Origin of the sequence: Phytopseudomonas daroniae (assembly GCF_004327285.1) — a bacterium.
Lineage (GTDB): Bacteria > Pseudomonadota > Gammaproteobacteria > Pseudomonadales > Pseudomonadaceae > Aquipseudomonas > Aquipseudomonas daroniae.
In genome coordinates, this window is the sequence record NZ_QJUI01000001.1 from 293110 (window position 1) to 318019 (window position 24910).

At 63.3% G+C, this 24910-nt stretch carries 27 protein-coding genes; 8 read left to right on the plus strand and 19 right to left on the minus strand.

Annotated elements, in window-relative coordinates; translation table 11 throughout:
* Position 1: 1 nt before the first annotated feature.
* Entirely contained in the window at positions 2-625 is a 624-nt protein-coding gene (locus DNK06_RS01280) for a TetR/AcrR family transcriptional regulator (RefSeq protein ID WP_131178234.1), read from the plus strand.
* 50 nt (positions 626-675) lie between these two features.
* Here DNK06_RS01280 and DNK06_RS01285 read toward each other — a convergent pair whose 3' ends face one another.
* The 10 genes from DNK06_RS01285 to DNK06_RS01330 all read right to left on the minus strand — a co-directional run bounded on the left by DNK06_RS01285 (position 676) and on the right by DNK06_RS01330 (position 10456).
* The gene (locus tag DNK06_RS01285) at positions 676-1557 is read right to left on the minus strand and encodes a phasin family protein (protein ID WP_131178235.1); all 882 of its coding nucleotides are present in this window, start codon (positions 1555-1557) and stop codon (positions 676-678) included.
* 10 nt (positions 1558-1567) lie between these two features.
* The gene (locus DNK06_RS01290; RefSeq protein ID WP_131178236.1) at positions 1568-1996 is read right to left on the minus strand and encodes a phasin family protein; all 429 of its coding nucleotides are present in this window, start codon (positions 1994-1996) and stop codon (positions 1568-1570) included.
* A gap of 227 nt (positions 1997-2223) precedes the next feature.
* Positions 2224-3462, minus strand: a complete 1239-nt coding sequence (locus DNK06_RS01295) for an AlgP family protein (RefSeq protein ID WP_131178237.1) — start codon at positions 3460-3462, stop codon at positions 2224-2226.
* A 156-nt stretch (positions 3463-3618) separates the two neighbouring features.
* Entirely contained in the window at positions 3619-4080 is a 462-nt protein-coding gene (gene rsd, locus DNK06_RS01300; RefSeq protein WP_131178238.1) for a sigma D regulator, read from the minus strand.
* A 327-nt stretch (positions 4081-4407) separates the two neighbouring features.
* Positions 4408-5682 (minus strand): heme biosynthesis HemY N-terminal domain-containing protein, encoded by a 1275-nt coding sequence (locus tag DNK06_RS01305; protein ID WP_131178239.1) that lies wholly within the window; start codon positions 5680-5682, stop codon positions 4408-4410.
* Complete coding sequence (locus DNK06_RS01310) at positions 5679-6824, minus strand: uroporphyrinogen-III C-methyltransferase (RefSeq protein ID WP_131178240.1); 1146 nt, start codon at positions 6822-6824, stop codon at positions 5679-5681. Before DNK06_RS01310 ends, DNK06_RS01305 begins: the two co-directional genes overlap by 4 nt.
* A 16-nt stretch (positions 6825-6840) precedes the next feature.
* Positions 6841-7614, minus strand: coding sequence for a uroporphyrinogen-III synthase (locus DNK06_RS01315; protein WP_131178241.1), 774 nt, complete (start codon positions 7612-7614; stop codon positions 6841-6843).
* Entirely contained in the window at positions 7611-8549 is a 939-nt protein-coding gene (gene hemC / locus DNK06_RS01320; RefSeq protein WP_131178242.1) for a hydroxymethylbilane synthase, read from the minus strand. The genes DNK06_RS01315 and hemC overlap by 4 nt, the downstream gene beginning before the upstream one ends.
* Positions 8550-8636: 87 nt before the next feature.
* Positions 8637-9383, minus strand: coding sequence for a LytR/AlgR family response regulator transcription factor (locus DNK06_RS01325; protein ID WP_131178243.1), 747 nt, complete (start codon positions 9381-9383; stop codon positions 8637-8639).
* Complete coding sequence (locus tag DNK06_RS01330) at positions 9380-10456, minus strand: sensor histidine kinase (RefSeq protein ID WP_131178244.1); 1077 nt, start codon at positions 10454-10456, stop codon at positions 9380-9382. The genes DNK06_RS01325 and DNK06_RS01330 overlap by 4 nt, the downstream gene beginning before the upstream one ends.
* A gap of 217 nt (positions 10457-10673) precedes the next feature.
* Between DNK06_RS01330 and argH the strand changes: the two genes are divergently transcribed.
* From argH to DNK06_RS01345, 3 genes are read left to right on the plus strand one after another with little or no spacing between them, the layout of a single operon-like run.
* A complete protein-coding gene (gene argH, locus DNK06_RS01335) occupies positions 10674-12068 on the plus strand; it encodes an argininosuccinate lyase (protein ID WP_131178245.1) in 1395 nt (464 codons plus the stop codon).
* Complete coding sequence (locus DNK06_RS01340) at positions 12069-12632, plus strand: P-loop NTPase family protein (protein WP_131178246.1); 564 nt, start codon at positions 12069-12071, stop codon at positions 12630-12632.
* 27 nt (positions 12633-12659) lie between these two features.
* Entirely contained in the window at positions 12660-13139 is a 480-nt protein-coding gene (locus tag DNK06_RS01345; protein ID WP_131178247.1) for a GNAT family N-acetyltransferase, read from the plus strand.
* On the opposite strand, the gene DNK06_RS01350 is transcribed toward DNK06_RS01345, so the two are convergent.
* A complete protein-coding gene (locus tag DNK06_RS01350) occupies positions 13140-13805 on the minus strand; it encodes a glutathione S-transferase family protein (protein WP_131178248.1) in 666 nt (221 codons plus the stop codon).
* Positions 13806-13994: 189 nt separating this feature from the next.
* Between DNK06_RS01350 and DNK06_RS01355 the strand changes: the two genes are divergently transcribed.
* A complete protein-coding gene (locus DNK06_RS01355) occupies positions 13995-14237 on the plus strand; it encodes a DUF4282 domain-containing protein (protein WP_131178249.1) in 243 nt (80 codons plus the stop codon).
* A 53-nt stretch (positions 14238-14290) separates the two neighbouring features.
* Here the strand turns inward: DNK06_RS01355 and DNK06_RS01360 are convergent, their stop codons facing one another.
* From DNK06_RS01360 to DNK06_RS01395, 8 genes are all read right to left on the minus strand, one after another.
* Positions 14291-14731: a GlcG/HbpS family heme-binding protein gene (locus DNK06_RS01360; protein ID WP_131178250.1), complete on the minus strand. Its 441-nt coding sequence runs from the start codon at positions 14729-14731 to the stop codon at positions 14291-14293.
* Positions 14728-15507: an SDR family NAD(P)-dependent oxidoreductase gene (locus DNK06_RS01365; protein ID WP_131178251.1), complete on the minus strand. Its 780-nt coding sequence runs from the start codon at positions 15505-15507 to the stop codon at positions 14728-14730. Before DNK06_RS01365 ends, DNK06_RS01360 begins: the two co-directional genes overlap by 4 nt.
* A complete protein-coding gene (locus DNK06_RS01370; protein WP_207391058.1) occupies positions 15504-17042 on the minus strand; it encodes a tripartite tricarboxylate transporter permease in 1539 nt (512 codons plus the stop codon). Before DNK06_RS01370 ends, DNK06_RS01365 begins: the two co-directional genes overlap by 4 nt.
* A 2-nt stretch (positions 17043-17044) precedes the next feature.
* A complete protein-coding gene (locus tag DNK06_RS01375) occupies positions 17045-17536 on the minus strand; it encodes a tripartite tricarboxylate transporter TctB family protein (RefSeq protein ID WP_131178252.1) in 492 nt (163 codons plus the stop codon).
* 66 nt (positions 17537-17602) lie between these two features.
* Entirely contained in the window at positions 17603-18619 is a 1017-nt protein-coding gene (locus DNK06_RS01380; RefSeq protein WP_131178253.1) for a Bug family tripartite tricarboxylate transporter substrate binding protein, read from the minus strand.
* Between the two features lie 61 nt (positions 18620-18680).
* Complete coding sequence (locus DNK06_RS01385; RefSeq protein ID WP_131178254.1) at positions 18681-19304, minus strand: 2-dehydro-3-deoxy-6-phosphogalactonate aldolase; 624 nt, start codon at positions 19302-19304, stop codon at positions 18681-18683.
* Positions 19297-20274, minus strand: a complete 978-nt coding sequence (locus tag DNK06_RS01390) for a 2-dehydro-3-deoxygalactonokinase (protein ID WP_131178255.1) — start codon at positions 20272-20274, stop codon at positions 19297-19299. The genes DNK06_RS01385 and DNK06_RS01390 overlap by 8 nt, the downstream gene beginning before the upstream one ends.
* Complete coding sequence (locus DNK06_RS01395; protein ID WP_131178256.1) at positions 20271-21068, minus strand: IclR family transcriptional regulator; 798 nt, start codon at positions 21066-21068, stop codon at positions 20271-20273. Before DNK06_RS01395 ends, DNK06_RS01390 begins: the two co-directional genes overlap by 4 nt.
* Before the next feature lie 165 nt (positions 21069-21233).
* On the opposite strand from DNK06_RS01395, the gene DNK06_RS01400 reads away from it, so the two are divergent.
* The 3 genes from DNK06_RS01400 (at position 21234) to DNK06_RS01410 (ending at position 24866) form a co-directional block, all read left to right on the plus strand.
* Positions 21234-21509 carry a hypothetical protein gene (locus tag DNK06_RS01400; protein WP_131178257.1) on the plus strand — a complete coding sequence of 92 codons (276 nt, stop codon included), beginning with the start codon at positions 21234-21236 and terminating at the stop codon, positions 21507-21509.
* A 160-nt stretch (positions 21510-21669) separates the two neighbouring features.
* Positions 21670-21915, plus strand: a complete 246-nt coding sequence (locus DNK06_RS01405) for a TIGR02647 family protein (protein ID WP_131178258.1) — start codon at positions 21670-21672, stop codon at positions 21913-21915.
* Positions 21916-22025: 110 nt separating this feature from the next.
* Complete coding sequence (locus DNK06_RS01410; RefSeq protein ID WP_131178259.1) at positions 22026-24866, plus strand: class I adenylate cyclase; 2841 nt, start codon at positions 22026-22028, stop codon at positions 24864-24866.
* Positions 24867-24910: the final 44 nt, after the last annotated feature.

Below are 24910 nucleotides of genomic sequence, written 5' to 3' on the forward strand. Positions count from 1 at the left end.
GATGAAGACCCGCGAACGTATCCTGGAAACCACCCTGCTGCTGTTCAACGAGCGGGGCGAGCCGAACGTCTCGACGCTGGAAATCGCCAACGAGCTGGGCATCAGCCCTGGCAACCTGTACTACCACTTTCATGGCAAGGAGCCGCTGATCCTGGAACTGTTCGAACAGTTCCAGGCGAGGCTCTCAACACTGCTCGCACCTCCCGCCGAGGCCGATCTCGACGCCCAGGACTACTGGCTGTTTCTGCATCTGATTGCCGAGGGCATGTCGGCCTATCGCTTTCTCTTCCAGGATCTTTCCCACCTCAGCGGCCGCCTGCCCAAACTGGCCCACGGCATGCGCCTGTGGCTTGGCAAGCTCAGACGCACGCTCACCACCCTGCTGATGCGTCTCAAGCAGCAGAACGAGCTCGACAGCGATGACTACGCCCTGGAACAACTGGTAGAGCAGATCGTACTGACCCTGCTGTTCTCTCAGGATTACCAACGCATCGTCGCCCAGCATGCCGACAGCAGGCTGGTGGTTTACCAGGTGATGATGCTGGTCGCGCCGCATCTACAGGACGGGGCCCGTCAAACCACCGAGTTATTGGCACGCAGCTATCTGAGAGATGCCTCGGCCTGAAATGAAAACGCCCGACACAGGGTCGGGCGTTTTCGTCGCGCAGGACAGCCTTAGGACTGATTGCTCGAGGTTGGTGTTGCGGCGGCCGGCGGCGCTGCATTCGGCAGCGGAGTGCTGACAGGTGTTGCAGGCGTAGCCGGTGCGGCCTTGGTCGCCGCAGGTTTCTTCACCGCGGGTTTCGTCGCAGCGGGTTTGCTCACAGCCTTGGCGGCTGGTTTCGACGCCGCTTTCAGCGCTGGCTTGGCAGCAGGTTTGGCAGGGCTCTTGCTGGTCGCCGCGGGCTTGGCCGCTGCCGTTTTGCCTGCAGGGGCTTTCTTCGCCGCCGCGGGTTTGGCTGCTACCGCTTTGGCGGCAGGTTTGGCAGCCGGTTTTGCCGCAGGCTTGCTTGCAGCTTTGCTGGCGGCTGCAGGTTTAGCGGCAACCTTGGTCGCAGCGGGTTTGCTGGCAGCTTTGGCAGCGGTGCTTTTTGCAGCGGGCTTCGCAGCCGGCTTGGCAACCACCTTGGTGGAAACGCCCGTCAGGGCTTCAAGCTGCTTGGTCAGCAGATCGACCTTGTCGTTTAGCGACTTGACCTCGTTGCGGCTCGGCACGCCCAAGCGCGAAATCGCGTTGTTCAGGCGCTTGTCGAATGCCTCTTCAAGCTCGCCCCACTTGCCAATCGCCTTGCCCTTGACCTCATCGACGCGGGACTTGGCGCCGCCGACCGTGGAATCAACCGACGACTTCACCGCATCGGTCTGCTTGTCCACGTTGCTCTTGGCCGTCTTCTCGGCCTTCTCGCCATCCTTGACCAGAGTGTCGAACAGCTTGGTGCCGTCCTTACTGACCTTGGAGTATGCGCCCAAGCCCGCCAACCAGATCTGTCGCGAGTACTTTTCAACCTCGCCGATCCACGAGCCGGTCTGTTTCTCGGATTTCTTTTTGACAGCCATCCTGCTCTCCTTATTTGGTACGCGCGACATGCTCGAGCAACGCACTCAGCTCATCCAGCTTAGCAGACAGGGCTTCGATATCCTGTCGAGCGGGAACGCCGAGCCGGTTGAGGGCGCCTGCCACGCGAGAGTCGAAGGCCTGCTCGATCTTCTCGATGCGCGCGGCGACCTTATTCTTCACGACGGACACTCTGCTTTTGACTCCGTCGATTTGGCCATTGGCCGCCTCGACTTGTTCATTGACCTGCTTCTTGCCTCGCTGTTCCGCTTCTGCGCCGAGGCGGATCAGTTCTCGAAGGTAATCGAGGCCTTCCTGCCCCGCCTTGGCGTACACCCCCAAGCCGGCCAACCACACCTTTCGGGCATAGGACGGCGCGTCGCTCACGACAACGAGTGTGGTATCGGCAAGCGTTTTCTTCCTGACGGTAGCGTTCGACATGGTGCACCTCGCAGTTACATGGGAGATGGCCTGTGCAGCACAGGCTTGCAAAACACCCTAACGAGGAAAACTAGAATACACATACTAATCGGCGCGACCGTATGACACCCGGGTTGCCGCAAAGAAGAAGGGAACGGAGCAGTCGAATCGACACGAGCCTTGCACTCGCTGAAGACAGTCTGCGGGCACTCCATTCAGGAGTGTCCGCAGACTTCATGGCACCTGGATCAGTTGGCGCTAGGCGGTGTCACACCATTGGTAGGACTAGCGGCAGGAGTCGGTGCCGCGGTCGGCTCATTGGCTGGCTTGCTCGCGACAGGGGATGCTGCGACGGCAGGCTTTTCGGCCGCAGCAGGTTTGCTGGCAGCAGGCTTCGGTGCAGCTTTAGGAGCTGACTTGGCGGCAGTGGTAGTAGCCGGTTTAGTGGCTGCTGGCTTCGCGGCGGCTTTGGCAGCTGGCTTCGCGGCAGTGGGTTTTGCTGCAGCTTTAGCGGCTGGTTTGGCGGCAGCGGTAACAGTCGGTTTGGTGGCTGCCGGCTTCGCGGCGGCTTTGGCAGCTGGCTTGGCGGCAGCGGGTTTCGCTGTGGCTTTAGCGGCTGGTTTGGCGGCAGCGGTAGCAGCCGATTTGGCGGCTGCCGGCTTCGCGGCGGCTTTGGCGGCCGGCTTGGCGGCAGCGGGTTTCGCTACGGCTTTAGCGGCTGGTTTGGCGGCAGCGGTAGCAGCCGGTTTGGTGGCTGCTGGCTTCGCGGCGGCTTTGGCAGCTGGCTTGGTGGCAGCGGGTTTTGCTGCAGTTTTAGCGGCTGCTGGCTTCGCGGCGGCTTTGGCGGCCGGCTTGGCGGCAGCGGGTTTCGCTGTGGCTTTAGCGGCTGGTTTGGCGGCAGCGGTAGCAGCCGATTTGGCGGCTGCCGGCTTCGCGGCGGTTTTCGCGGCCGGTTTGGCGGCAGCGGATTTCGCAGCGGCTTTAGTGGCTGGTTTGGCGGCAGCGGCTTTGGCAACTGACTTGGCAGCTGCAGGTCTCGCGACGGTTTTAGCGGCTGGTTTGGCGGCAGTCTTGCTGCGGCTGGACAGAACCTTGCCGGCAGCCTCGCGAACCTTACCGACGCCCTGCGCCAGTTTCAGGCTCTCTTGCGCATCACGTTTGAGCTGAACGATGTACTGACGGGTTTCGCTCTGGCGAGCCTGCAGTGCATCCAGCACACCTTCCAGTTCGTCGACAACGGACTTGGCCTTGGACTGCGCCTTGGCCTTGCCTGCAGCAGCCGCAGCTTGCAGTTTACCGCGTGCCTTGTGCAGTTTCTCCTGCGCACCACCGCGCTGTTTCTCCAGTTTGGCGAGCACTTTTTCGGCATCGACCAAGGCCTGCGAGCAAGCACTTTCGAGATGCTCGAGCAAACTTCCGGACAGTTGTTGAAGCAAATGCAAAGGAGTGGTGACCGATTTCTTTTTCACGTTTTTCGTGGCCGACATGACGCGCCTCCTGGCGGATGAGTTGAAGCCATACTAGACGTGTGAATTTGCGCCCGCCAGAGGCGCTTTGCAAGCACATGCGTAACGTGCTCGTAACGCACATCTGCATACAGATGAGGGAGACAACAGCGCCGCGACAAGTCGCGGCGCCGAATGTCATACAGCGGCGGTGGTAGCCTGCTGCTTGTGGGCGGTGTGCAACACTTCGATCAGACAGTCTTCGAGCTCGAAACGCTCGTGCAGCATCTGACCAAGGCGCTTGAGTTCGGCACTGACTGCCTCGATGTCACCACAATCGCCTTCATCACAGCGATCATTGAACGTCAGTGCGGCTTCAGTGATCACTTCAAGGCGCGGATAGATCTGTTTGGCCAGCTCAAGACCGCGCTGGTCACCGAACGCTCGAGCCTCTTCGGTGAGCTGCTGGTAAACCTCGAAATGCCCGGCGGAAACGTAGTCGACGAGGATTTCGCAGAAACGCTGCATGACGGCCTTGTCGCTGACATCATCGATGGCTGCGTAGGCCTTGATCAGTTCCGCGCGTTCCTGCAACCAGCGATCGATCAACAGGTGTACGCCGCCCCATCGCTCCTGTGCATTCTGGCAACTTTCGAGCATGGTGATCTTCCTCCCTTATCGGTATTTCCTATAGGCATTCGGGCAACGACTATCGTTCAGCAAATTGTCGCCACTGCGAATCGGAAGCTGGCTGACCGCCCTATCGGCAGTATTCCTCTGCTGCCGTTTTGGTGTGAGCCCTGCTCGTGCACCGACAACGACGAAAGCATCACGCCTCGATCCCTGAACGCGCAGCCGAGTCTGGACACTAGCATGATTCGCATGGCAGTCCGACCACTCATTTCGACTCAGGTTATGCTCGACCACCCAAGCCTTCAAGACAGCTCGTCATAAACGCCGACCAGGGGCCGGCGCAGGGAAAAACGACTAGCTGCCGACACCCGCGTACTGCGGATCAGCGGGCGGTACGGCGGGAACGCTGGCGACCTGACCGCTCAGGCGACGGTCGAGCAGACCAAGGCCTTCCTGAAACAAACGGTTACTGCGTTCTACCTCACCCAACTGCGCGAGCAGTCGTGCCAGCTCGGCACAGGTTTCCGGATGACGCTCGAACGTCAGGCTGCTCTCGAAGTACTCCCGGGCCTTGCCCCACAGCTGGTTTTGCAAGCTCAGCCGGCCCAGAGTCAGCAGCAGCCCAGCATCATCGGGATGCTGTTTCAGCCAGCCCTCGGCAGCCTGCAGCTGCCTGGCCGGGTCGCGACCGTGCAGCAGACCATAAAGGCGCGCCAGGCGGCTGTCGTACTCGCGATTCAGCGCTTTGTTGAGCAGTTCCTCGGCACCGGGCTCGGCCCCCAGCATGCGCAGGCGATCGGCATACACGGCAAGCAGCTCGGGCTCACCGCGCAGGTTGGGAGACAGTCGCTCCCAGGCCTGCGCCAGAGAAGGCAGTGCGCTTTCATCGGCAGCGTTCAGGTCGATGTCCGTCAGATACTCGCGCCAGGCACGGCGCTCCAGCGCCATCAGCTCGGCGGGGCCCAGGGCTTTTTCCTTGCGCAGTACCGGCAGCAATTTCAACAGTGCATGCCAATCACCGCGCAGCACATACAACTGCTGCAATTGACGCAGAACCTGCGGGTTGCGTGGATGACGCTCATGCATCACCAGCAGGGTTTCCTGGGCCGTTTCGACTTGCCCACGCGCCAACTGCAGTTCGGCATGGGTCAAAGCGATGGCCAGCTCGGCGTTCGGCTGACGTTCCAGCGCCTCGGCCAGCAACGCATCGCTCTCTTCGTAGTGCTCAAGATTGTGGGCAGCGCGCGCGGCGCCGAGGTAGTGAATCAGTGGTCGTGGCTCGTTCCGTGCAATCCGGCTCAGGTGTGTCTGGGCCTTGGCCCAGCGACCCTCGATCAGCTCCTGAAAGCCATGCTCGGATGCACTGCGCACACGCCGTTCACGGTGCAGGCGCGACCATGGATTGACCAGCCCGAGCGAAGTCAGCAACGCGCGAACGACCAGGCGCAACAGCCAGAGCGCCAGCCAGACCGCCACGATCAGCAGCACGAATGCCCACAGGGTCGATTCGTAGCGGAAACCCTGGTAGGCGAACAGCACATAGCCCTTGTGCTCGGAGATGGCCAGGCCAAGCAGCGCCAGCCCACCGATCACCACCAGGGCGAGCAGCAGCAGGTAAACGCGCTTCATGGACGCCCCTCCTCGTTGCCGAGTGCCTCATCGCTCGGCGCATCCTTCAGACGTTCACGTGCCGAATGTTTGTGCTCGATGTAGGCCTGCACCGCATTGAGCGACTGGGTCAGCTCGGGCACCTCGATTTCGATGGGCTTGTCGACCAACTCGCCGACCCGCGTGCGCAGGGCACGGCTGTCCGGGTTGTCACGATTGAAGTTGGCGTCCAGCACCTCGCCAGCCTGTTGCAGCGCCTGACGATAGACCTGGGTCTCGCCATGCAGCGCCGCCCATTGCGCCTGCTCGAGCGCGAGGCTCAGGGCCAGGCGCACCTGGGTCAGACTCTGTCCGGCGAGCAGCGGGCGCACGTTCTGATCGGCATTGAAATCCAGGCGGAAATACTGCGACAGCGTCTGCAGGCCGTGGCTCCACCAGGTGCCTGGCTCGCTGTCTGCAGCCAGTTCGCCGAGCACACCACCATCGGCGACGAACTTGGGGTTCAGCGAGTTCAGTTGCGATGCCTGCTCGCGCAGGGCAGCCAGTTGCAGGAACAGCCCGGTACGATCCGGGTTGTCGGTCGAGCGCAGCGCCTCCAGGCTCTTGGCCAACTGCTCGCGGGCTGCGAACGCCGCCGGGTCATCCTGGTCGCGGAGAATCTCGTCGGCCGCCTGCACCAGCGCGGTGGCGCTGTTGGTGTCCTGCAGCGCCGACAACCGCAGACTGGCCAGGCGCAGCAGGTGCTCGGCTTCGGCCAGGCGCCAGTCCTGACGGCTGGCGCCGAGCACGGTTTCCAGACGCTGGTTGAGCAATTGCTGGTCACCCTGCAACTGGGCGACCAGACGGCGACGTTCTTCGAGCTCCTGCACCGTCGGCAGTTGTTCGAAACGCTCGCTCAGGCTGTTGGTACGTTGCGACAGCGCCTGAGTCTGGCTGCGTGCCTCTTCTAGCTGGCCTGACTGCTGCTGCGCTCCGGTCTCCAGGGTTCGCAGTTGCCAGACACTCCAGCCACCGACAGCGACGCCGATCGCACCGACCAACAGGGCCACCGCCGCCAGTGCAGAGCCCCGTGAGGCGGGCCTGGCTTCACCGGCAACCGGAGAAGATTCGAGGGCGGGTTGTACAGGCTGCTCCTGCTCTTTCGGGGTAGTCGCTTCGCTCACGTATCCATCCTTTGCTTCACAAGTCGGGCGAAGCCTGCGCACGCAAGGCCGCCAACAACGCCGCGGTATCAGCACCACGACAATCCACAACATTCAGCGCACCCAGTTCGCGGGCCATGGTGGCAACTCGCGGACTCGGTACGAACAAGGGTAGTTGCGCCAGCCGTAACCAGTCATCCATCGCCAGCTGGCGCAGATGCATCAGGCCCTGCCCACTGCTGACCACCAGCCCATTCAGGCGTTCCACCTGTAATAGTCTCTGCAGGGTAGCGGCAGGGTAATCCGGCAGCACGCGACGATAGACTGGCAGAAAGTCGACCTCGACGCCCTGGCTCTGCAAGCGCTCGGCGAGCAATGTGCGGCCATCTTCGCCACGAATGATCAGCACCCGCGGAAACAGGGCTTCCTGCAGAGCCGCCTGCAGCTCGGGCAACGCCAGCAAGGCCTCGCTGTCGTCCCCGCCGCTCGGCCAGGATACCGGTAGCCCGTAATCAGCGAGAATCTGCCCGGTTCCTGCGCCAACGCTGAACCAGGGCTGATCGGAAAGGGGCTGCGGCCAGTAACGATCGAGCAGGTCGAGGCCGAAACGGGCAGCCGGTTTGCTCACCACGATCACCGCCGTGTAGCGGTGCAGTTCACAGATGATTGCGCTTTGCTGCGGGGTTTCCGGCAGAGGTTCGATGCTCAACAGCGGCAGGCAGACGCCACGGATGCCGTCTTTGCCGAGGGCCGCGGCCAGCGCCTGGCATTCCTGCTCAGGACGTGTCAGCAGCAGGCGCCAGCCACTCACTCGACAGCGGCCTCGCCGTAAATGGCCTGCAGGATCGTGCCTGCACCTTGAACCAGCAAGGCTTCGGCCACTTCGACGCCCAGGCGCTCGGCATCCTCTGCGACACCGCGCTGCTCGGCACGCAGCAAACGGCTGCCATCCGGTTCGCCGACCAGGCCGCGCAACCACAGCTGCTCGCCTTCGAGAATCGCATAGCAGGCAATAGGCACCTGGCAGCCGCCGTTCAGGCGCTTGTTCATGGCCCGTTCGGCGCTGACCCGCAGCGCGGTTTCGCTGTGATTGAGTGGCGCCAGCAACGCCTGCAGTTCGATATCGTCGACCCGGCACTCGATACCGACCGCTCCCTGACCGCCCGCTGGCAGGCTCTGTTCGACGCTGATGGAGTCGCGGATACGCGCTTCGAAGCCCAGACGAATCAGCCCGGCAGCGGCGAGAATGATGGCGTCGTACTCACCGGCATCCAGCTTGGCCAGACGGGTGTTGACGTTGCCGCGCAGGAACTGGATTTTCAGATCGGGACGACGAGCCAGCAGTTGCGCCTGGCGGCGCAGGCTGGAAGTGCCGACCACACTGCCGACAGGGAGCGTATCGAGGCTGTCGAAATGGTTGGAGACGAAGGCATCGCGCGGGTCTTCGCGCTCGCAGATGCAGTACAGGCCCAGGCCTTCGGGGAAATCCATGGGCACGTCCTTCATCGAATGCACGGCGATGTCGGCCTGGTTTTCCAGCAGCGCGGTTTCCAGCTCCTTGACGAACAATCCCTTGCCACCGATCTTCGCCAGCGGCGCGTCGAGCAGTTTGTCGCCGCGACTGACCATCGGCACCAGGCTCACCTGTAGCCCCGGATGGGCCTGTTCGAGACGTGCCTTGACGTGTTCGGCCTGCCACAGGGCCAGGGCGCTCTTGCGAGTAGCGATGCGGATTTCGCGGGGCATGGGACAATTCCAGAAAACCAATTGCCACCGATGATAACAGGCTCTCGGGTCGCCAGCCCGAAGCCTCCTGCGACCCTTCGCCCTATCCTAGATGTGGTTCATCAGCTTACGCACCCCCGCCACATGACGGCGGCTGACCACGAGCGCATCGCCATTGAGCCCCTTGAGGTAGAGCTGGAAGTGCCCGAGCGGCGTGCGCTGCAGCCGCTCGATGCGCTCACGGGCCACCAGAGCGTTGCGGTGGATGCGCACGAAGCGATCACCAAATTCGTCCTCCAGCGCCTTGAGCGGCTCGTCCAGCAGCACCTCGCCACCCTCGTGACGCAGGGTCACGTACTTGTGGTCGGCGATGAAGTAGATCACGTGATCCAACGGGATCAGCTCGATACCTTTGCGGGTGCGGGCGCTGATATGGCTGCGCGGGCCGACACCGCTTTCCGCGGCAGGGCGGGTGAGCGCAGCCAGTTGCACGCGGTTGAGGCGCTCGGCCTTTTTCAGCGCTTTCTCGAGGTGCTCGGGGCGTACCGGTTTGACCAGATAGCCTACGGCACTGACCTCGAACGCCTCTATGGCAAACTCATCATGAGCCGTGCAGAAGATCACTGCAGGCGGTGCTTCGCGCTCGCAGAGCCGGGCTGCGGCTTGCAGGCCATCGAGGCCCGGCATGCGGATATCGAGCAGCACGACATCGGGCTTGAGGCTCTCGACCAGAGCGAGTGCCTCTTCACCATTGCTCGCAGAGGGCTCGACAACACGATAACCCTCCAGCGCGGCAACCATGCGGCTCAAGCGCTCTCGGGCAAGGGGTTCGTCATCGACGATCAAGACATTCATAATGATCTGGCTTCCTGCATGGGTCTTGCACATGGGTAGCGTAGACGGGTGTAGTGACGGCCATCACGACGTTCCACGCTGAGATTGGCTTGCGAACCGAAAAGTGCCGCAAGACGTGCGTCGATATTGGCCAGCGCCTGATGGGTTCCGCGCGAGGCCAGAGGCATGCCACCGTCCTCGTATGGGTTGCTGACGCTGAGATGGAATACGCCATCGATGTAATTGGCTGATATCTGCACCAGTCCCCCTTCGATACGTGGCTGGATACCGTAGATCAAGGCATTCTCCAGCAGCGGCTGCAGAGTCAGCTGGGGAATGGGTAAATCAGCGGGTACATCATCAACTTCCCACTGCAACTGTAGTCGCTCGCCGAGCCGATAGTGCTCGATCGACAGGTAGCGCTGCGCCAGCTCCAGTTCCTCGTTCCAGCTTACGAGACTACCGGGCCTGGCCAGGCTTGCCCGGAACAGGTCGGAAAGATCCAGCACCGCCTGTTCTGCCCTAGCAGAATCTGTGACAACCAGGCTGGCGATGCTGTTCAAACTGTTGAACAGGAAATGCGGGCGGATCCTCGCCTGCAGCGATTCGATGCGCGCACGCAATTCGGCCTGCTCCTGGCGTCGCCACTGGCTCTGCAGGTAGAAATAGCGCAGCAGCAGCGCCGACATGATCAGGCTGATCAAGGCGTGCCGCAGATAGAGGTTCACCTCGCCATCGTGGGGCAGCGGCCCGCCGAGGTCGTAGTAATCGGCGACCGCCGTACAACCCAGGGTCAGGCCGACAACCAGGGCGCAGCATGCCGCTCCGGCCCACATGGCCTGCAGCCGTGCGAGCAGCGGCCGCAAGCGGCACAGCAGCGCCGACGCCAACAGTACGATCCACTGCACGAACAGCGAGGTCAGCGCCAGGCGCACCCAGTCGAAACCGGGCAGCATCGGCTCGGCGAGCACCAGCACGAGCACCAGCAACTCCGCGAGCAGCACGGTGCTGAGCAGCGCCTCGGGCTGACACAGTTCCGGCACGAAGAAATCGTCGGCGGCGGTGGGGGGCGAGGTCTTGCGATTCCTGTTCATCGCCGCAGTTTCCGCGCGCGCCTCGGAGCCGGCAAGAGACCCCATCGCAAGCGGACGAAATAACCCACCGAAATGCGTTACTGCTGATGAAATTGTGATCCAGCCAACACTCGCCCGAGCCGCTGCGCAGGCCGACGTGTCTGTTATCATCAGCGGACTTTTCCGTCGTGCCGGAAACTTCCGGCCCGTCCGCACCTGCATACAGCCGAGTCAGACCATGAGCATCGAAAAAACCAATCAGTCCTGGGGCGGCCGCTTCAGCGAGCCCGTCGACGCCTTCGTCGCCCGTTTCACCGCCTCGGTGGAATTCGACAAGCGCCTGTATCGCCACGACATCATGGGTTCCATCGCCCACGCCACCATGCTGGCCAAGGCGGGCGTGCTGACCGATGCCGAGCGCGATGCGATCATCGACGGCCTCAAGCAGATCCAGAGCGAGATCGAGGCCGGCAGCTTCGACTGGCGCGTCGATCTGGAAGACGTGCACATGAACATCGAGGCCCGCCTGACCGACCGCATCGGCGTGACCGGCAAGAAGCTGCACACCGGACGCTCGCGCAACGACCAGGTGGCGACCGACATCCGCCTGTGGCTGCGTGACGAAATCGACCTGATCCTCGCTGAGATCACCCGCCTGCAGCAGGGCCTGCTGGAGCAGGCCGAGCGTGAAGCCGAAACCATCATGCCTGGCTTCACTCACTTGCAGACCGCACAGCCGGTGACCTTCGGCCACCACCTGCTGGCCTGGTTCGAAATGCTCAGCCGCGACTACGAGCGCCTGGTCGACTGCCGCAAGCGCACCAACCGCATGCCGCTGGGCAGCGCCGCGCTGGCGGGCACCACTTACCCGATCCAGCGTGAAATCACCGCCAAGCTGCTGGGTTTCGACGCCGTGGGCGGCAACTCCCTGGACGGTGTGTCGGATCGCGATTTCGCCATCGAATTCTGCGCCGCTGCCGCCGTGGCGATGATGCACCTGTCGCGCTTCTCGGAAGAGCTGGTGCTGTGGACCAGCGCCCAGTTCCAGTTCATCGATCTGCCGGATCGTTTCTGCACCGGCTCCTCGATCATGCCGCAGAAGAAGAACCCGGACGTACCCGAGCTGGTACGTGGCAAGACCGGCCGCGTGTTCGGTGCGCTGACCGGCCTGCTGACCCTGATGAAGGGCCAGCCGCTGGCCTACAACAAGGACAACCAGGAAGACAAGGAACCACTGTTCGACGCCGCCGACACCCTGCGCGACTCGCTGCGTGCCTTCGCCGACATGATTCCGGCGATCAAGCCCAGGCACGCCATCATGCGCGAGGCGGCGCTGCGTGGTTTCTCCACCGCCACCGACCTGGCCGACTACCTGGTGCGCAAGGGCCTGCCCTTCCGCGACTGCCACGAAATCGTCGGCCATGCGGTGAAGTACGGCGTGGACAGCGGTAAGGATCTGGCCGAGATGAGCCTCGAAGAGCTGCGCCAGTTCAGCGACCAGATCGAGCAGGAGGTGTTCGCCGTACTGACCCTGGAAGGCTCGGTCAACGCCCGTGACCATATCGGCGGCACCGCACCGCGCCAGGTACGCCTGGCCGTGGAGCGCGGCAAAGCCTTGCTCGCTTCGCGCTGAATGCAAACCTGGACACCCGGCCGGCGTATCTCGGTGGTCGGCTGCTCCGGTGCGGGCAAGACCACGCTGTCGCGCCGGTTAGCGCAGCGCCTGAGCTATCGCCATGTGGAGCTGGATGCGCTGTATCACCAGCCTGACTGGCAACCATTGCCCGCGGAGCAGTTCCAGCAGGCGGTGGCCGATGCCCTGCAAGGTGACGGCTGGGTAGTGGAAGGTAATTATTCCGTGGTACGCCCGCAGATCCTGGAGCAGGCGGATACGGTGATCTGGCTTGACCTGCCCAGGGCGGCGGTGATGCGTCAGTTGCTGCCACGTACCCTGAAACGCATCGCGTTGCGCAAGCCGCTCTGGAATGGCAACCGCGAACGCTGGAGCAATCTGTTCAGCGTCAAACCCGAGCAGTCGATTCTGGCCTGGGCCTGGACGCGCCATGCCACCTACCGGCAACGTTACGGTGACGAAATGCGCAACGCACCGGCTCACCGCCATTATCTGCGTCTGGATTCACGCGAGGCCGTCGAGCGCTTTCTGACGAGCCTGCCAGCTGACGCAACAACGCGATAAACGATCCATTCCCTCTGGAAGACCTAGATGCCACTCAACATTCGCCCCACGGTGCGTGAAGACGCCGCCCTGATCCTGCGCTTCATCACCGATCTGGCCATCTACGAAAAGGCCGAGCACGAGGTCAAGACCGACGTCGCCGGTATCGAGAACAGCCTGTTCGCGGAGGGCAGCAGCGCCCACGGCCTGATCTGCGAGCGGGACGGCGAGCCCATCGGCTACGCAGTGTACTTCTTCAATTACTCGACCTGGCTGGGCAAGCACGGCCTGTACCTGGAAGACCTCTACGTCACCCCGCAGCAACGCGGCGTCGGCGCCGGCAAGGCGCTGTTGCGCCACCTGGCCAAACTGGCGGTGGCGCGTGGCTGCGGTCGCTTCGAGTGGTCAGTGCTGGACTGGAATCAGCCAGCCATCGACTTCTACGACTCCATCGGCGCCAACCCCCAGAACGAGTGGATCGGCTACCGCCTCACCGGCGAAGCACTGACCCGTTTCGCCGCTGGCTGATCAGCCCTTCAAGCGCGCCTGCATGTGGGCCATGAAAGGGCCCACCGCCGCTTCCTTGTCGGCAGCGATGCGCTGCACGTTGGGGCTGCTGGCAAAGCGCTCGAGCAGCGCCCTGGCTTGCGGGAGTTCCGCCAGCAGGTCGATCTCGAACAGTTTGTGCGCAACGGCAGCAGCCAGGTCGATGCTGTACAGGAAGTACAGATCGGCCAGGGTCAGTCTGTCGCCCGCCACATAGGGCGAGAACGCCCCCAGACGCCTGAGCGAATCGATGCCGCCCAGCAGTTCGTCGCGGCTTTTCTTGAGGATCGCCGCGTCTACCTGCATACCGAAGAAGGCCTGGGCATAGCAGGCACGGGCCGGTAACTCGATGTACAGCTCGATGTGCTTGGCCAGGGCACGAACCCGGGCCTGGGCGAAAGCACCTTCAGGCAACAGTGCGACGCCCTGCCCCAATGCTTCGAGGTATTCGAGGATCGCCGAGGTCTCGCTGATATAGCCCTCGTCGGTCTGCAATACCGGCACCTTGCCGCGCGGACTGATGGAGAGGAAGGATTCATCACGGGATGCGTAGACCTCCACTTCCTCGAACGGCAGGCCCTTTTCCAGCAGGGCGAGCTTGACCATATTGTAGTAATTGCTGACCGCGAAACCATGAAGCCTGAGCATGGATTGGTATCCTCTGATAGACAGCCGGGATGAGCACGCTAACGCCATTCACGAGGCTTTGCCACGACTACTTCCCGCTAACTGGCTGCAGCCGCTCTGGCCTGCTACTCTGCCGCCTCGAGCGCTCGCTGCGCCGCATGCGGGCACCGATACCGCCCGGAAACCCCCACCATGGACTGGAGTTACACCATGAAGAATCTGTTCTTCTTCGACGCGATGCTCACCCCGAAAATCATCACTTTCGTCTACTGGCTATTGCTGCTCAGCGTGGCGATCAGCGGCCTGACGATGATGTTCAGCAGTTACGGCAGCTTCCTCGGCGGCCTCGGCACGCTGATCGGTGGCGCCATCGCCGCGCGTATCTGGTGCGAGCTGATGATCGTGCTGTTCAAGATCCACGAAAACCTGCAGAAGATCGCCAACCGCGACTAGAGTCTGTTGACGTATCAGTACGCCCGCGCACCTTGCATGCGCGGGCGCTGTAGCTACTCCAGCGCGGCGGCTCCCGCCAGTGCCACCTGCCCGTCCTGGGTCGGGTGCATGCCCGATACCCCGATAGCGCCGATGACCTTGCCGCCCTGCACCAGCGGCACGCCACCTTCCAGCAGAATGGCGTTGTGCATCGACAACAGGCGTAATGCCGCACCGCCGGTGGCCAGGGTCTCTTCGAAACCCTTGGTCGAACGCTTGAACAGCGCAGCGGTGGACGCCTTCTTGATCGCCACCTCGACACTGCCCAGGGCAGCCTCATCGAGCTTGTGCAACAGCACCAGGTGCCCGCCGCTATCGGCCACGGCGATCACCATCGGCCAGCCATTGGCACGCGCCTCCCACTCTGCCGCCGCCGCGATATGCCTCGCCTGCTCCAGGCCGATAGGCGTGCCATAGCTCAGCACCCCTGGGGCGAAAGCGACCGGCGCGCTCATGGCATGGCCTGCCCGCCGTTGACATCGAGCACCTGGCCGGTGATGTAGCCACTGCAGGCGTGCGAGGCAAGAAACAGATACGACGGCGCCATTTCCTCCGGTGTGCCGAAACGGCCCATGGGGATGGTGGTGCTGACCGCAGCGCGCGCGGCGTCGTCCTTGTCGGCGTGGAAGGCGGTATCCACGGTGCCCGGCGAGACGATGTTGAAGCGGATATTGGCCGGGGTGAATTCACGCACCCAGTTGCGCTGGATGTTGTGCAGCCAGGCCTTGGCCGCCGCGTAAAGGCTGGCGCCTGGGCCACCACCGCCATGAGCGGCGATCGAGCCAGTGGTGATCACCGCAGCGCTCTGCCCACTGGCCTTGGCCGAGGCACGCAGATGGGGAATGGCTTCGCGGGTGACCATCAGTGCCGAGCGCAGGTTGACGTCGGTCATGGCATCGAAGAAGGCGTCGTCGATGCTTTCCAGGCCACGGCGCTCGAGCAGCGCACCGGCGTTGTTGATCAGCACGTCGATGCCGCCGAAGCGTTCGACGAAAGCCGCGACGGTAGCCACGCAGACGTCGGTCTTGCCAAGGTCGCCAGCAAAGAACGCGGCCTGGCCGCCATCGGCCGACAGTTCGCTGAGCAGGGCGTCGAGATTGGCCGGCGTGTTGCGTGCGGTGATGCCGACATGGGCGCCGAGTTTGGCGAAGGCACGGGCAGTGGCCAGGCCGATACCCAGCGTGGAGCCGGTGATCAGTACGCGCTTGCCGCGCAGGTCGTTGAAGTTCATTGGGTGCATTCCTCTTTGGGAGTGGCTGGAGATTGAGGGGTGAGGCCGGCGCGACGCTTCAATAGGCGCAGCAGCAGCGGCAACATCCACAGCGACAGGGTGATGATGGCCAGCGTCAGGGAAACCGGGCGTTCGAAGAACACCATCAGATCGCCTTGGGCGCGCATCATCGAAGTGATGAAGGTTTCTTCGAACATGGGCCCGAGGACGATGCCGAGAATCATCGGCGCCAACGGGAAACCGTTCTCCTCCATAAGGAAACCGACGATGCCAAAGGCCAGGATGGTGACGATGGCGAACAGGCTGTTTTCCACGGCGAAGGCGCCGACGATGGAGAACGCCAGGATCACCGGCATGAGGATGCTCTGCGGTACCTGCAGCACGCGCTTGAACAGCTTGATGGCGAGAAAGCCGAAGGGGATCAGCATGATGTTGGCCAGCAGGAACGCCAGGAACACCGCGTTGATCATGTCGGCGTTCTCGGTGAAGATCGTCGGCCCCGGATTCAGCCCCTTCATGAACAGCACGCCGATGACGATGGCGGTCAGCGAATCACCGGGAATGCCGAACACCGTGGCCGGGATGAAACTGCCACCCACCGCCGCGTTGTTGGCCGCCGTGGCCGGGACGATCTTGGCCATGCTGACCTCGTCCGGCGTGGTGCGCTTGGCCGCCGCGCGCTTCGACATGGCGTAGGAAATGTACGCAGCGACATCGGCCCCCGCCCCCGGCAGAATCCCCACCAGAACCCCGACTACCGAGCCCTGACCGACGCCCGCCTTGTATTTGAAGATATCGCGCAGCGCCTGCAGCAGCATCGGCTTCTGCGCCACCAGCGCTGCCTGCCGGGAGTTGCCGACGCGGCTGTTGCGGGTGCAGAAGCGCAGGATTTCCGCCACGGCGAACAGGCCAATGATCACCGGGATGAAACCCAGGCCACCGAGCAGATCGGCATTGCCGAAGGTGAAGCGTGCCTCGCCGGATACCGGATCCAGCCCCACGCTGGCCACCAGTAAACCGAGCAGCAGCGAGACGGCGCCCTTGACGGGCGAACTGTCGGACACCGCGATGGCCGCGGTCAGGCCCATGCAGGCCAGCCAGAAATATTCGAAGGAGCTGAAGTTGAGGGCGAATTCGGCCAGGAACGGCGCGAACAGGATCAGCGCCAACACGCCGATAGTGCCGCCAATGGCCGAGCTGATCGCACTCATGCTCAGGGCGTATTCGCCCAGGCCACGCTGCGCCAGGCCATAGCAGGGTTCGGTATAAGCCGCCGAGGCGGGCGTACCCGGCATGCGCATGTACACCGCAGGCAGGTCACCGGCGAAGATCGCCATGGCCGCCATGGTGACGATGGCGGCAATAGCCGGCACCGGATCCATGAAGAAGGTCACCGGTACCATCAGCGCCACCGCCATGGTCGCGGTAAGGCCGGGAATGGCACCGACGAACAATCCGTAGATAGCGGCGACCATCATCACCGCCAGGACTTCGAAGGTCATCACCATGCCGAAGGCATTGATTATCGCGTCCACGGTCAGCCCCCTAGATAATCGGTGAGAAGGCCCATGGGCAGTTGCACGCTCATCACCTGCTGGAAGAACAGGTAGAGGAACAGGGTCGCCAGCACGGCGGTGACCCAGGACAGCAGTGGTCGACCGCTGAAACGCTGGCAGAGCACACCGATCAGCAACACCGAGCAGAGAATGAAGCCCAGGGTTTCGATGACGGTAATGAAGGCGCCCACCAGCAGCGGCACCAGCAGGATGTTGATCAGCCGCTCGCGATCGCGCAGCCACGGGCCGGCCTGCGCCAGCCAGAAGCCGCCGCCATCCTGGCTGCGCGCCAGACGAACGCCCTTGGCCAGCAGGATCACGCCACAGAGCGCCAGCAGGCCACCGATGATGGACGGGAAGAAACCCGCACCGTATTGAAAGAACGGCGAGACTTTCATCTGCTGGCCGCTGAGCAGAACACCCAGGCCGAGCAGGGTGAAAAATACCCCGAGGGCGATATCACTGAATTTCATGCTGTGCGCTCCTGTCGATCAGCCGCTGCACCCACCTGCCCTAGCGGCAGGCGAGTGCCATGGCGATTACGGGTTGAGCTTGCCGATCAGCGCCTGGACATCACGAGTGTGCTGTTCCAGGTACTCACCGAAAGCTTCGGCGCTGCGCCATTGCGGACGGAAACCTCGGGCTTCCATTTCCTTGCGCCATTCGGGGTCGTTGTAGATCTTCTCCAGGGTCGCTTCGAGCTTGACCTTGATGTCGTCCGGCAGGCCGGCAGGCGCTACCAGGGCACGGAACGAACCCAGCTCCAGATCCAGGCCGGTTTCTTCTTTCAGAGTCGGCACGTCCGGGTAGGCGGCCTGACGCTCGGAACCGAATACCGCGAGGCTGCGCACCTTGTTGGAACGCAGCAGCGCATCGGCCTCGGGCAGCGAGCACGGCACGAAGTCGACGCCACCGGCAGCCAGATCCTGCATTGCCGCAGCGGCGCCCTGACCAGGAATCATGCGAATCTTCTGCAGGTCGACCTGCCAGGCATCCAGCAGCCCGGCCACGGCCATCGGCCACGAACCGCCACAACCGCCGGCGCAGGCGATGGTGTACTTGGCGGGATCGGCTTTCAGCGCATCGAGCGCCTGACGCAGGCTGGTGAAGGGGGAGTCGGTGTTGACCTGAAAACCGGCCAGGTCGAAGTTGTACTGGCCGATGGGGGTGAAATCGCTGGCCTTGAAGTCGGCCTGACCCATTTCCTTGTAGTGGGCATAGTTGAACAGAATGCCCAGGGTGTAGCCGTCGGCCTTGGAACTGATGATCCTCTGGATGCCGACCACGCCACCGCCCTGCCCCAGGTTGATGACGTTGAACTGCTGCCCCAGCTCCTGCTTGAGGTACTTGGACAGGATCCGCGCGGTACCGTCGGAACCACCGCCCGCGCCAGCCGGCACGATGATGCTCACCGGACGGCTCGGCCATTCGGCGGCCATCGCTGGCATGGCCAGGCCTAGCGCCAGGGTCAGTGCGGCCAGCTTGCAACCGGCGCGGCTCAGCAGCTTGCCGAGGGTGGAGGAATGCGACATGCGAGGTGCATGGTTAACGAGCATAACGAGCTCTCCTTTTATTATTGTCGAGTACGGCTGTCATGTTGATCGGGTGCAGCGGATCTCAGTGTTGCGTTGCTCTCCAGGCGGTCACGAAGGCTGCGGCGTTCGCGCCGACCTCGGTTGCACTCATGCCTGGCTTGTACAGCGCCGAGCCAAGGCCGAAACCACTGGCGCCCGCTTCGACATAGGCCGCCATACCGGCAGGCGTGATGCCACCGACCGGCAGCAGGGGTATGTCCCGCGAGAACACCGCACGCCACGCCTTGACGATCGACGGGTTGAACTGCTCGGCGGGAAACAGCTTGAGCACCTGGGCGCCCGCCTCCAGCGCGGCGAAGCCTTCACTTGGTGTGGCCACGCCAGGCGAGCTGAACAGCCCGGCATGGCGCGTGGCACGAATCACCTCGGGGTTGCAGTTGGGCGATACGACCAGCCGCCCACCGGCTTGCGCCACTTCCTCGACCTGCCGGGTGCTGAGCACGGTGCCGGCCCCGATCAGCGCGCGATCACCCAGCTCAGCCGCCAGCAAGCCGATGCTCTGCAAGGGTTGCGGCGAATTCAGCGGAATCTCGATCAGCCGGAAGCCGGCTTCGTACAACGCCAGGCCGACCGGTACGATCTCTTGGGGTGTGACGCCGCGCAGGATGGCGATCAGCGGCAGTTGCTGCAGATAGGTATCAGACATGCAGGGCACTCCTCGAAACGGGGGTAGGCGTTGCGATGACCAGGGCGGCGGCGCAGGCCAGGTACCAGAGGCCTGCGACACCGGCGTTTTCCAGGGTACGCACGGAGGCGACACCGAAGCGCGTCAGGGCCAGGCGATAACGCTCGCAAAGGTGCGCGTCACCAATAAGCACCAACGGTGGGCACTCATCCTCCTTGATACTGGCGAGCACACTGCGCAGCTCCTCGCCGATCAGCAGCCCGGAGAGGTAATCCAGGCTTTCACCCGCCGTCAGGCGCTCGGTGAGCAGCAGGCTGCGGGTGCTGAACAGGCGCCCGGAAACACCTTCCGCAGCGCTTTGCCGGGCCGCGTCGAGGCCACGAAAGAAAGCCTCATCGCTGCGTTCACTGCCCTGCTCACGAGCCGGCCGGCCGAGAATCGAATGGTCACGCAAGACCGCGAACAGCTCGCCAGTCATATGAGTGGTGAAATGGTCGATCGCGCCGTCGCGCACCGTGACCCATTTGCTATGGGTGCCAGGCAGCACCAACAAGGCGTTGTCGCGCAGTTCGGGCGCCAGTTGCAGAGCGCCGAACACCTGGGTCTCTTCACCGCGAATCACATTGGGCAGCGCACTGGCTTCGAGCACGCCAGGCACCATATGCAAGGTGCCACAGGCAGTGTCCAGGGCCAGCAGCCCCTCGACCAGATCGCTGACGTTGGCCGGACACAGTGCATAGGGCACTTCGTGCCAGCCCTGGCGGCTGCCGATCATGCCGCACGCCAGCGCCGGCAAGCCCGGCCACTGGCGGTACCAGTCACCGACCAGCTCTTCATAAGCACGGGCGAAGTCGCCATCGGGCGTGTGCTGAATGCCCCACGGCCGGCTCTGCGTGGCCAGCACCCGGCCAGCCTCACCCAGCAGATAGGCACGCAATGAAGAGGTGCCCCAGTCCAGGGCGATCAGCGTCGGCGTGAGGCGGTCGGTCATGAAGCACTCCAGCCCAGTTCACGGGAAATGGCGACCGCACAGGCGATCACGTCCGGGCGCAACTCATGCAGACGCGCCTCCGGCATGTAGGGAATGGCGCTGGCGACACTCAGCGCGGCGACGATCTGCCCACTGGCGTCGCGAACCGGCGCGGCGACGCAACGCACGCCCAGCTCGTTCTCTTCCAGATCGAAGCTGAAACCGCTTTCGGCATAGCCACTCATCAGGCCGCGGAATTCCTCCCACGGGGTGAACTCCTCACGCAGACCAGACTGCCCGGCGCGCCGCTGCAGGCCCTGTTCGTAGAGCTCCAGCCACTGCGCCTCGGGCAGATCGAGCATCAGCGACTTGCCGATGCCGGTCAGTGCCAACGGCATGCGCAAGCCAATCCGCGAACGCATTTCCAGGCCGCGACTGCTGGGCAGCTTCTCGATGTAGAGCACGTCGCCATCGTCACGTACGCCCAGGTGCACGGTGTCCTGGGTAAGCCGCGCCAGCGCCTCCAGATAGGGCCGCGCGACGTTCGCCAGGGGCATCTGCGCACGGGCCTTGTAGCCCAGTTCGATAAGCTTGGGGCCTAGCTGATAGCCACCGGCATTGCCGCCAATGGCACGCAGGTAGCCGGCCTGTACCAGGGCGGCAATCAGGCGATGCGTGGTGCTGCGCGTGCAGCCGATGGTCGTGCCGATGTCGACCAGGCTGCTGGCACCCTGGGCAACGGCGTCGATCACGGCCAGGCCTCTGAACAGCGCCTGGGCACCCGTAGGTGCTTGATTGTTGTTTTTATCGGGCATGGGACTCTCCTGGCGATGGACTCTAATCGGCTTTTCAGCAATTCTCAATATGCGAAACAAACTCCCATATTATAGGAATAAATTGAGCCGTACGGCATTTCGCGTGGCCAGCCAGTACGCGCGCTGTCAAACTGGCCGCTCTTTCCAGCCACATGGATCTGCGACATGAGCACTGCCGACGAGCACGACGACGCAACCTTCACCGAGCACACACTGGTTCAGGCCATCGAGAATCAGCTGGAATCCGGCGAGCCGGCCTTCGCCCAATCGGTGCTGAACAAGCTGACGCTGGTGGGCTACGAACGCGAGGAGATCGTGCAGATGATGGCCATGGTGCTCGCTCATGAAGTGGACACCATGTTGCGTGAGGATCGTCCCTTCGATGCCGAAGGTTATGAGCAGGCGCTGCGTGCGCTGCCGACACTGCCCGAGGAAAACTGAGCCGGCAGCGGCCACTGCCCGCCACCAGAAGATTTTTCGCTCGATGGCTGCATGCCCCAGCGAACCGACGCCGGCTTGACTACACTTGGCCTGCGGGGCGCCAGACACCCCCGGAGCCCACGGCCGATGCCGTGCACGACAATAACAGGCAGGAGTCACCATGGCCTTTACCGCCGAACTGGTCGCCGAACTGGAAATCCTTTTGCTGTTCAATCTGGACAACGGTCAGGAGGGATTGAAGATCCACCACGATGCAGCACCATCCGTAGTCGCCGCCGCCGAGCGTCTGCACGACAAGGGGCTGATCAGCCTCAGCGATGGCGGCTACCTGACCCGCCTGGGTCATGAAGCGGCCGAGCACGCACAAAGTCTGCGGGCCATTCTCAGCGTCCCACAACCCGCCTGAACCCGAACCAGCGCCTGCCGCCCTGATGGTGGCAGGCCTCTCTCCTGCGAACGATTGCGACAGGGCACTGCACGACTGTAGTCTTGCTCATCACCCGGCCGAGCCCGAGCATGACGCGCCATCCGCCCCTGCGCCCCAATATCGACGACGGCATCGACCGCAAGGTGCTCAGCCAGTTGCGTGCGCGCTTCATGGCCGTCAATCACGGTCGCCAGCAGCGCGCCATGCAGGCCTTGTCGAGCCGCCAGCAACAGGTGCTCACGCTGCTGCCGCTGCTGTTTCACGTCAATCATCCTCTGCTGCCCGGTTACGTTTGCGCACAGACGCCCGCCGGCCTCAGCGGCTTCGAGCCAAGCGCCGAGCTGCTCGCCGAAGCACAGCGCCTGACCCGCTCCTTCGCCTACAAGCCGGCCCGTGGCCCGACGCCCACACCGATCCACGGTCTGTTTCTGATGGGCAGCCTGGGCACCGTGGCACAGGCCGAACGAAGCGACATGGATCTGTGGGTCTGCCATGCCAGCGACCTCAGCGCTGATGCCCGTAGCGAGCTGCGCCGCAAGTGCGACCTGCTGCAAACCTGGGCCGCCGGCCAGGGCACCGAGGCGCACTTCTTCCTGATCGACCCGGAGCGCTTTCGTGCTGGCGAGCGTGAAGTCCGGCTCACCTCGGATGACTGCGGCACCACCCAGCACTTTCTGCTGCTCGACGAGTTCTACCGAACGGCGATCTGGCTGGGCGGCCGCACACCGCTCTGGTGGCTGGTGCCCGCCGTCGACGAACACCGCTACCAGCGGTTTACCGCGACCCTGCTGAGCAAACGATTCATTCGCGCCGAGGATGTCATCGACTTCGGCCACCTGGCCCATGTGCCCTCCGGCGAGTTCATCGGCGCCGGCATGTGGCAGCTGTTCAAGGGCATCGAGTCGCCGTACAAATCCGTGCTCAAGCTGCTGCTCACCGAGGTCTACGCCAGCGAGCATCCACGACTGGAGTGCCTGTCGCTGCGCTTCAAGCAGTCGGTGTACGACGGCCAGCTGGATCTCGACGAACTCGATCCCTACGTCCTGATCTACCGCCGACTGGAGGAGTACCTCGAAGCACGCGGCGAGTCCGAGCGCCTGGAACTGGTGCGCCGCTGCCTGTATCTGAAGGTCAACAAAAAGATCAGCAAACCGCCGCGCAACCGTGCCAAGAGCTGGCAACGCCTGCTGCTGGAACGCCTGACCGCCCAGTGGGGCTGGGGTGAGCGCCAACTGGTGATGCTCGACAGCCGTAGCCAGTGGAAAGTCCGCCAGGTGAGCGCCGAACGCCAAGCGCTGGTCAACGAACTCAACTACAGCTACCGCTTCCTGTCCCTGTTCGCGCGCAATCAGGCCGGCGACGCGGAGCCTGATAGCCGTGAGCTGGCCGTACTCGGCCGCCGTCTGTATGCGGCGTTCGAACGTCGGGCCGGCAAGGTGGAATTCATCAACCCGGGCATCGCTCCGGATCTCGGCGAAGACACCCTGACACTGGTGCACTGCCCCACACCGAAGGGCGACCGCTGGGCGCTGTTCAATGGCAGCCTAGGCTCTCAGGAATGGCTGGATTTCGCGCCGCTGCGACAGGCCCGCAGCCTGATCGAACTGCTCGCCTGGTGCCACCGCAACGGCGTCATCGACAGCAGCACACACCTGGCGCTGCACCCGGGCGCCAGCGACCTCAGTGAGTTCGAACTCAGCCACCTGCTCAACTGCCTGGCGCAGGCACTGCCCATGCCGCTGGGCAGCGTGCCGGAAAGCGCCCTGCTGCGCGCCCGTCGACCGACGGCAGTGCTATTGCTGGTCAACGTCGGCGTCGACCCGCTCAAGCAACACAGCCAGATGAACCTGCACATGATCAGCGAACGCACGGATCCGCTGGGTTACTCCGGCGTGCGCGAGAACCTGGTACTGACGCTCGACCAGATTACCCTCAACAGCTGGAACGAGCTGCTGGTGGAGCGTTACGAGGGCCCCAATGCCCTGCTCGACTGCTTCGCCGATCTGCTCAACGCGCTGCCCGCCAGCGGTGGGCGCCCCAAGCTGCATGTGCGCTGTTTCTGCCGCAATCGCTCTGCGACCATCGTCGAACGTGTCGAGGAACTGTTGCGCGAGCTGATCACCGGCCTCGACAGTGGCGATCGCCAGCGCTACCTGCTGCAGATCACCCGACGCTATCACCTGCTCGACCTGACGCCTGGCCAGGTTCGCCACACCACGCTGGATGACCTGCCGGCACTGCTCGAACACCTGGCCCAGGATCGAACCGAATACAACCCGCTACGCCTCGACCGCAATGCTCTGGAAGGTGAGGATCTGGCACTGATTCTCAGCGCGGGGCGCCCCGCCTGCATTCAGGTGTTCTATCGCCTGCACGAAGCGGATCCCCAGGCGCAGATCACCGTGCTCGACGAGCATGGTGCGGTGTGGCGCACCCAGGCGCCGTTCCATGACGAATCCAGCCTGCTGGCACCCCTGCAGCGTTTTCTGCAGTCGCTACTGTACCGGCGCAACGCCGCACTGGCTCTGGAAAGCCCGCAGATACCACTGGAAATCATCTACCAGCAGCTACTGCCCGACGCGCCACTGCGCGCTCAGCGCCTGGAACAACGGCCCGCGCCACTGACGCAAGTGAGCCAGCCGTTCTACGATGTGCAGGCGATCGTCGAACCCGGCAGTGGCCAGCGCGCCTACATCAGCCTGTACTGCAACCACCGGGAATTCTCCGAACTCGAATATGGCGACAACCTGTTCAGCAGCGTGGCCCGGCATATCCTCGCCCAGCGCAGCGAGGCAGAGCGCTATCCCTGCTACATCACCGACCTGGATCTTTCCGCCCTGCTGGGCGACCGGCAACCGTCGGTGGTGCATTACCTGCGCTACAAGGCGAGCCTGGAAGAGGCACTGAACAGTGCGCTGCTCGCCCTCTAAGCGCTTATTGATAATAATTCTCAGCATGGGATAACATGCGCATT

Bases quoted from the DNA above. Each gene is read 5' to 3' on its own strand.
- DNK06_RS01350 (WP_131178248.1), bottom strand. From the start codon at position 13,805: ATGCTCAGGCTTCATGGTTTCGCGGTCAGCAATTACTACAATATGGTC.
- DNK06_RS01375 (WP_131178252.1), bottom strand. From the start codon at position 17,536: ATGAAATTCAGTGATATCGCCCTCGGGGTATTTTTCACCCTGCTCGGC.
- DNK06_RS01365 (WP_131178251.1), bottom strand. From the start codon at position 15,507: ATGAACTTCAACGACCTGCGCGGCAAGCGCGTACTGATCACCGGCTCC.
- DNK06_RS01295 (WP_131178237.1), bottom strand. From the start codon at position 3,462: ATGTCGGCCACGAAAAACGTGAAAAAGAAATCGGTCACCACTCCTTTG.
- DNK06_RS01330 (WP_131178244.1), bottom strand. From the start codon at position 10,456: ATGAACAGGAATCGCAAGACCTCGCCCCCCACCGCCGCCGACGATTTC.
- DNK06_RS01280 (WP_131178234.1), top strand. From the start codon at position 2: ATGAAGACCCGCGAACGTATCCTGGAAACCACCCTGCTGCTGTTCAAC.
- DNK06_RS01325 (WP_131178243.1), bottom strand. From the start codon at position 9,383: ATGAATGTCTTGATCGTCGATGACGAACCCCTTGCCCGAGAGCGCTTG.
- DNK06_RS01400 (WP_131178257.1), top strand. From the start codon at position 21,234: ATGAGCACTGCCGACGAGCACGACGACGCAACCTTCACCGAGCACACA.
- DNK06_RS01410 (WP_131178259.1), top strand. From the start codon at position 22,026: ATGACGCGCCATCCGCCCCTGCGCCCCAATATCGACGACGGCATCGAC.
- DNK06_RS01285 (WP_131178235.1), bottom strand. From the start codon at position 1,557: ATGGCTGTCAAAAAGAAATCCGAGAAACAGACCGGCTCGTGGATCGGC.
- DNK06_RS01360 (WP_131178250.1), bottom strand. From the start codon at position 14,731: ATGAGCGCGCCGGTCGCTTTCGCCCCAGGGGTGCTGAGCTATGGCACG.
- argH (WP_131178245.1), top strand. From the start codon at position 10,674: ATGAGCATCGAAAAAACCAATCAGTCCTGGGGCGGCCGCTTCAGCGAG.
- DNK06_RS01340 (WP_131178246.1), top strand. From the start codon at position 12,069: ATGCAAACCTGGACACCCGGCCGGCGTATCTCGGTGGTCGGCTGCTCC.
- DNK06_RS01355 (WP_131178249.1), top strand. From the start codon at position 13,995: ATGAAGAATCTGTTCTTCTTCGACGCGATGCTCACCCCGAAAATCATC.
- DNK06_RS01305 (WP_131178239.1), bottom strand. From the start codon at position 5,682: ATGAAGCGCGTTTACCTGCTGCTGCTCGCCCTGGTGGTGATCGGTGGG.
- rsd (WP_131178238.1), bottom strand. From the start codon at position 4,080: ATGCTCGAAAGTTGCCAGAATGCACAGGAGCGATGGGGCGGCGTACAC.
- DNK06_RS01395 (WP_131178256.1), bottom strand. From the start codon at position 21,068: ATGCCCGATAAAAACAACAATCAAGCACCTACGGGTGCCCAGGCGCTG.
- DNK06_RS01345 (WP_131178247.1), top strand. From the start codon at position 12,660: ATGCCACTCAACATTCGCCCCACGGTGCGTGAAGACGCCGCCCTGATC.
- DNK06_RS01405 (WP_131178258.1), top strand. From the start codon at position 21,670: ATGGCCTTTACCGCCGAACTGGTCGCCGAACTGGAAATCCTTTTGCTG.
- DNK06_RS01385 (WP_131178254.1), bottom strand. From the start codon at position 19,304: ATGTCTGATACCTATCTGCAGCAACTGCCGCTGATCGCCATCCTGCGC.
- DNK06_RS01290 (WP_131178236.1), bottom strand. From the start codon at position 1,996: ATGTCGAACGCTACCGTCAGGAAGAAAACGCTTGCCGATACCACACTC.
- hemC (WP_131178242.1), bottom strand. From the start codon at position 8,549: ATGCCCCGCGAAATCCGCATCGCTACTCGCAAGAGCGCCCTGGCCCTG.
- DNK06_RS01390 (WP_131178255.1), bottom strand. From the start codon at position 20,274: ATGACCGACCGCCTCACGCCGACGCTGATCGCCCTGGACTGGGGCACC.
- DNK06_RS01380 (WP_131178253.1), bottom strand. From the start codon at position 18,619: ATGCTCGTTAACCATGCACCTCGCATGTCGCATTCCTCCACCCTCGGC.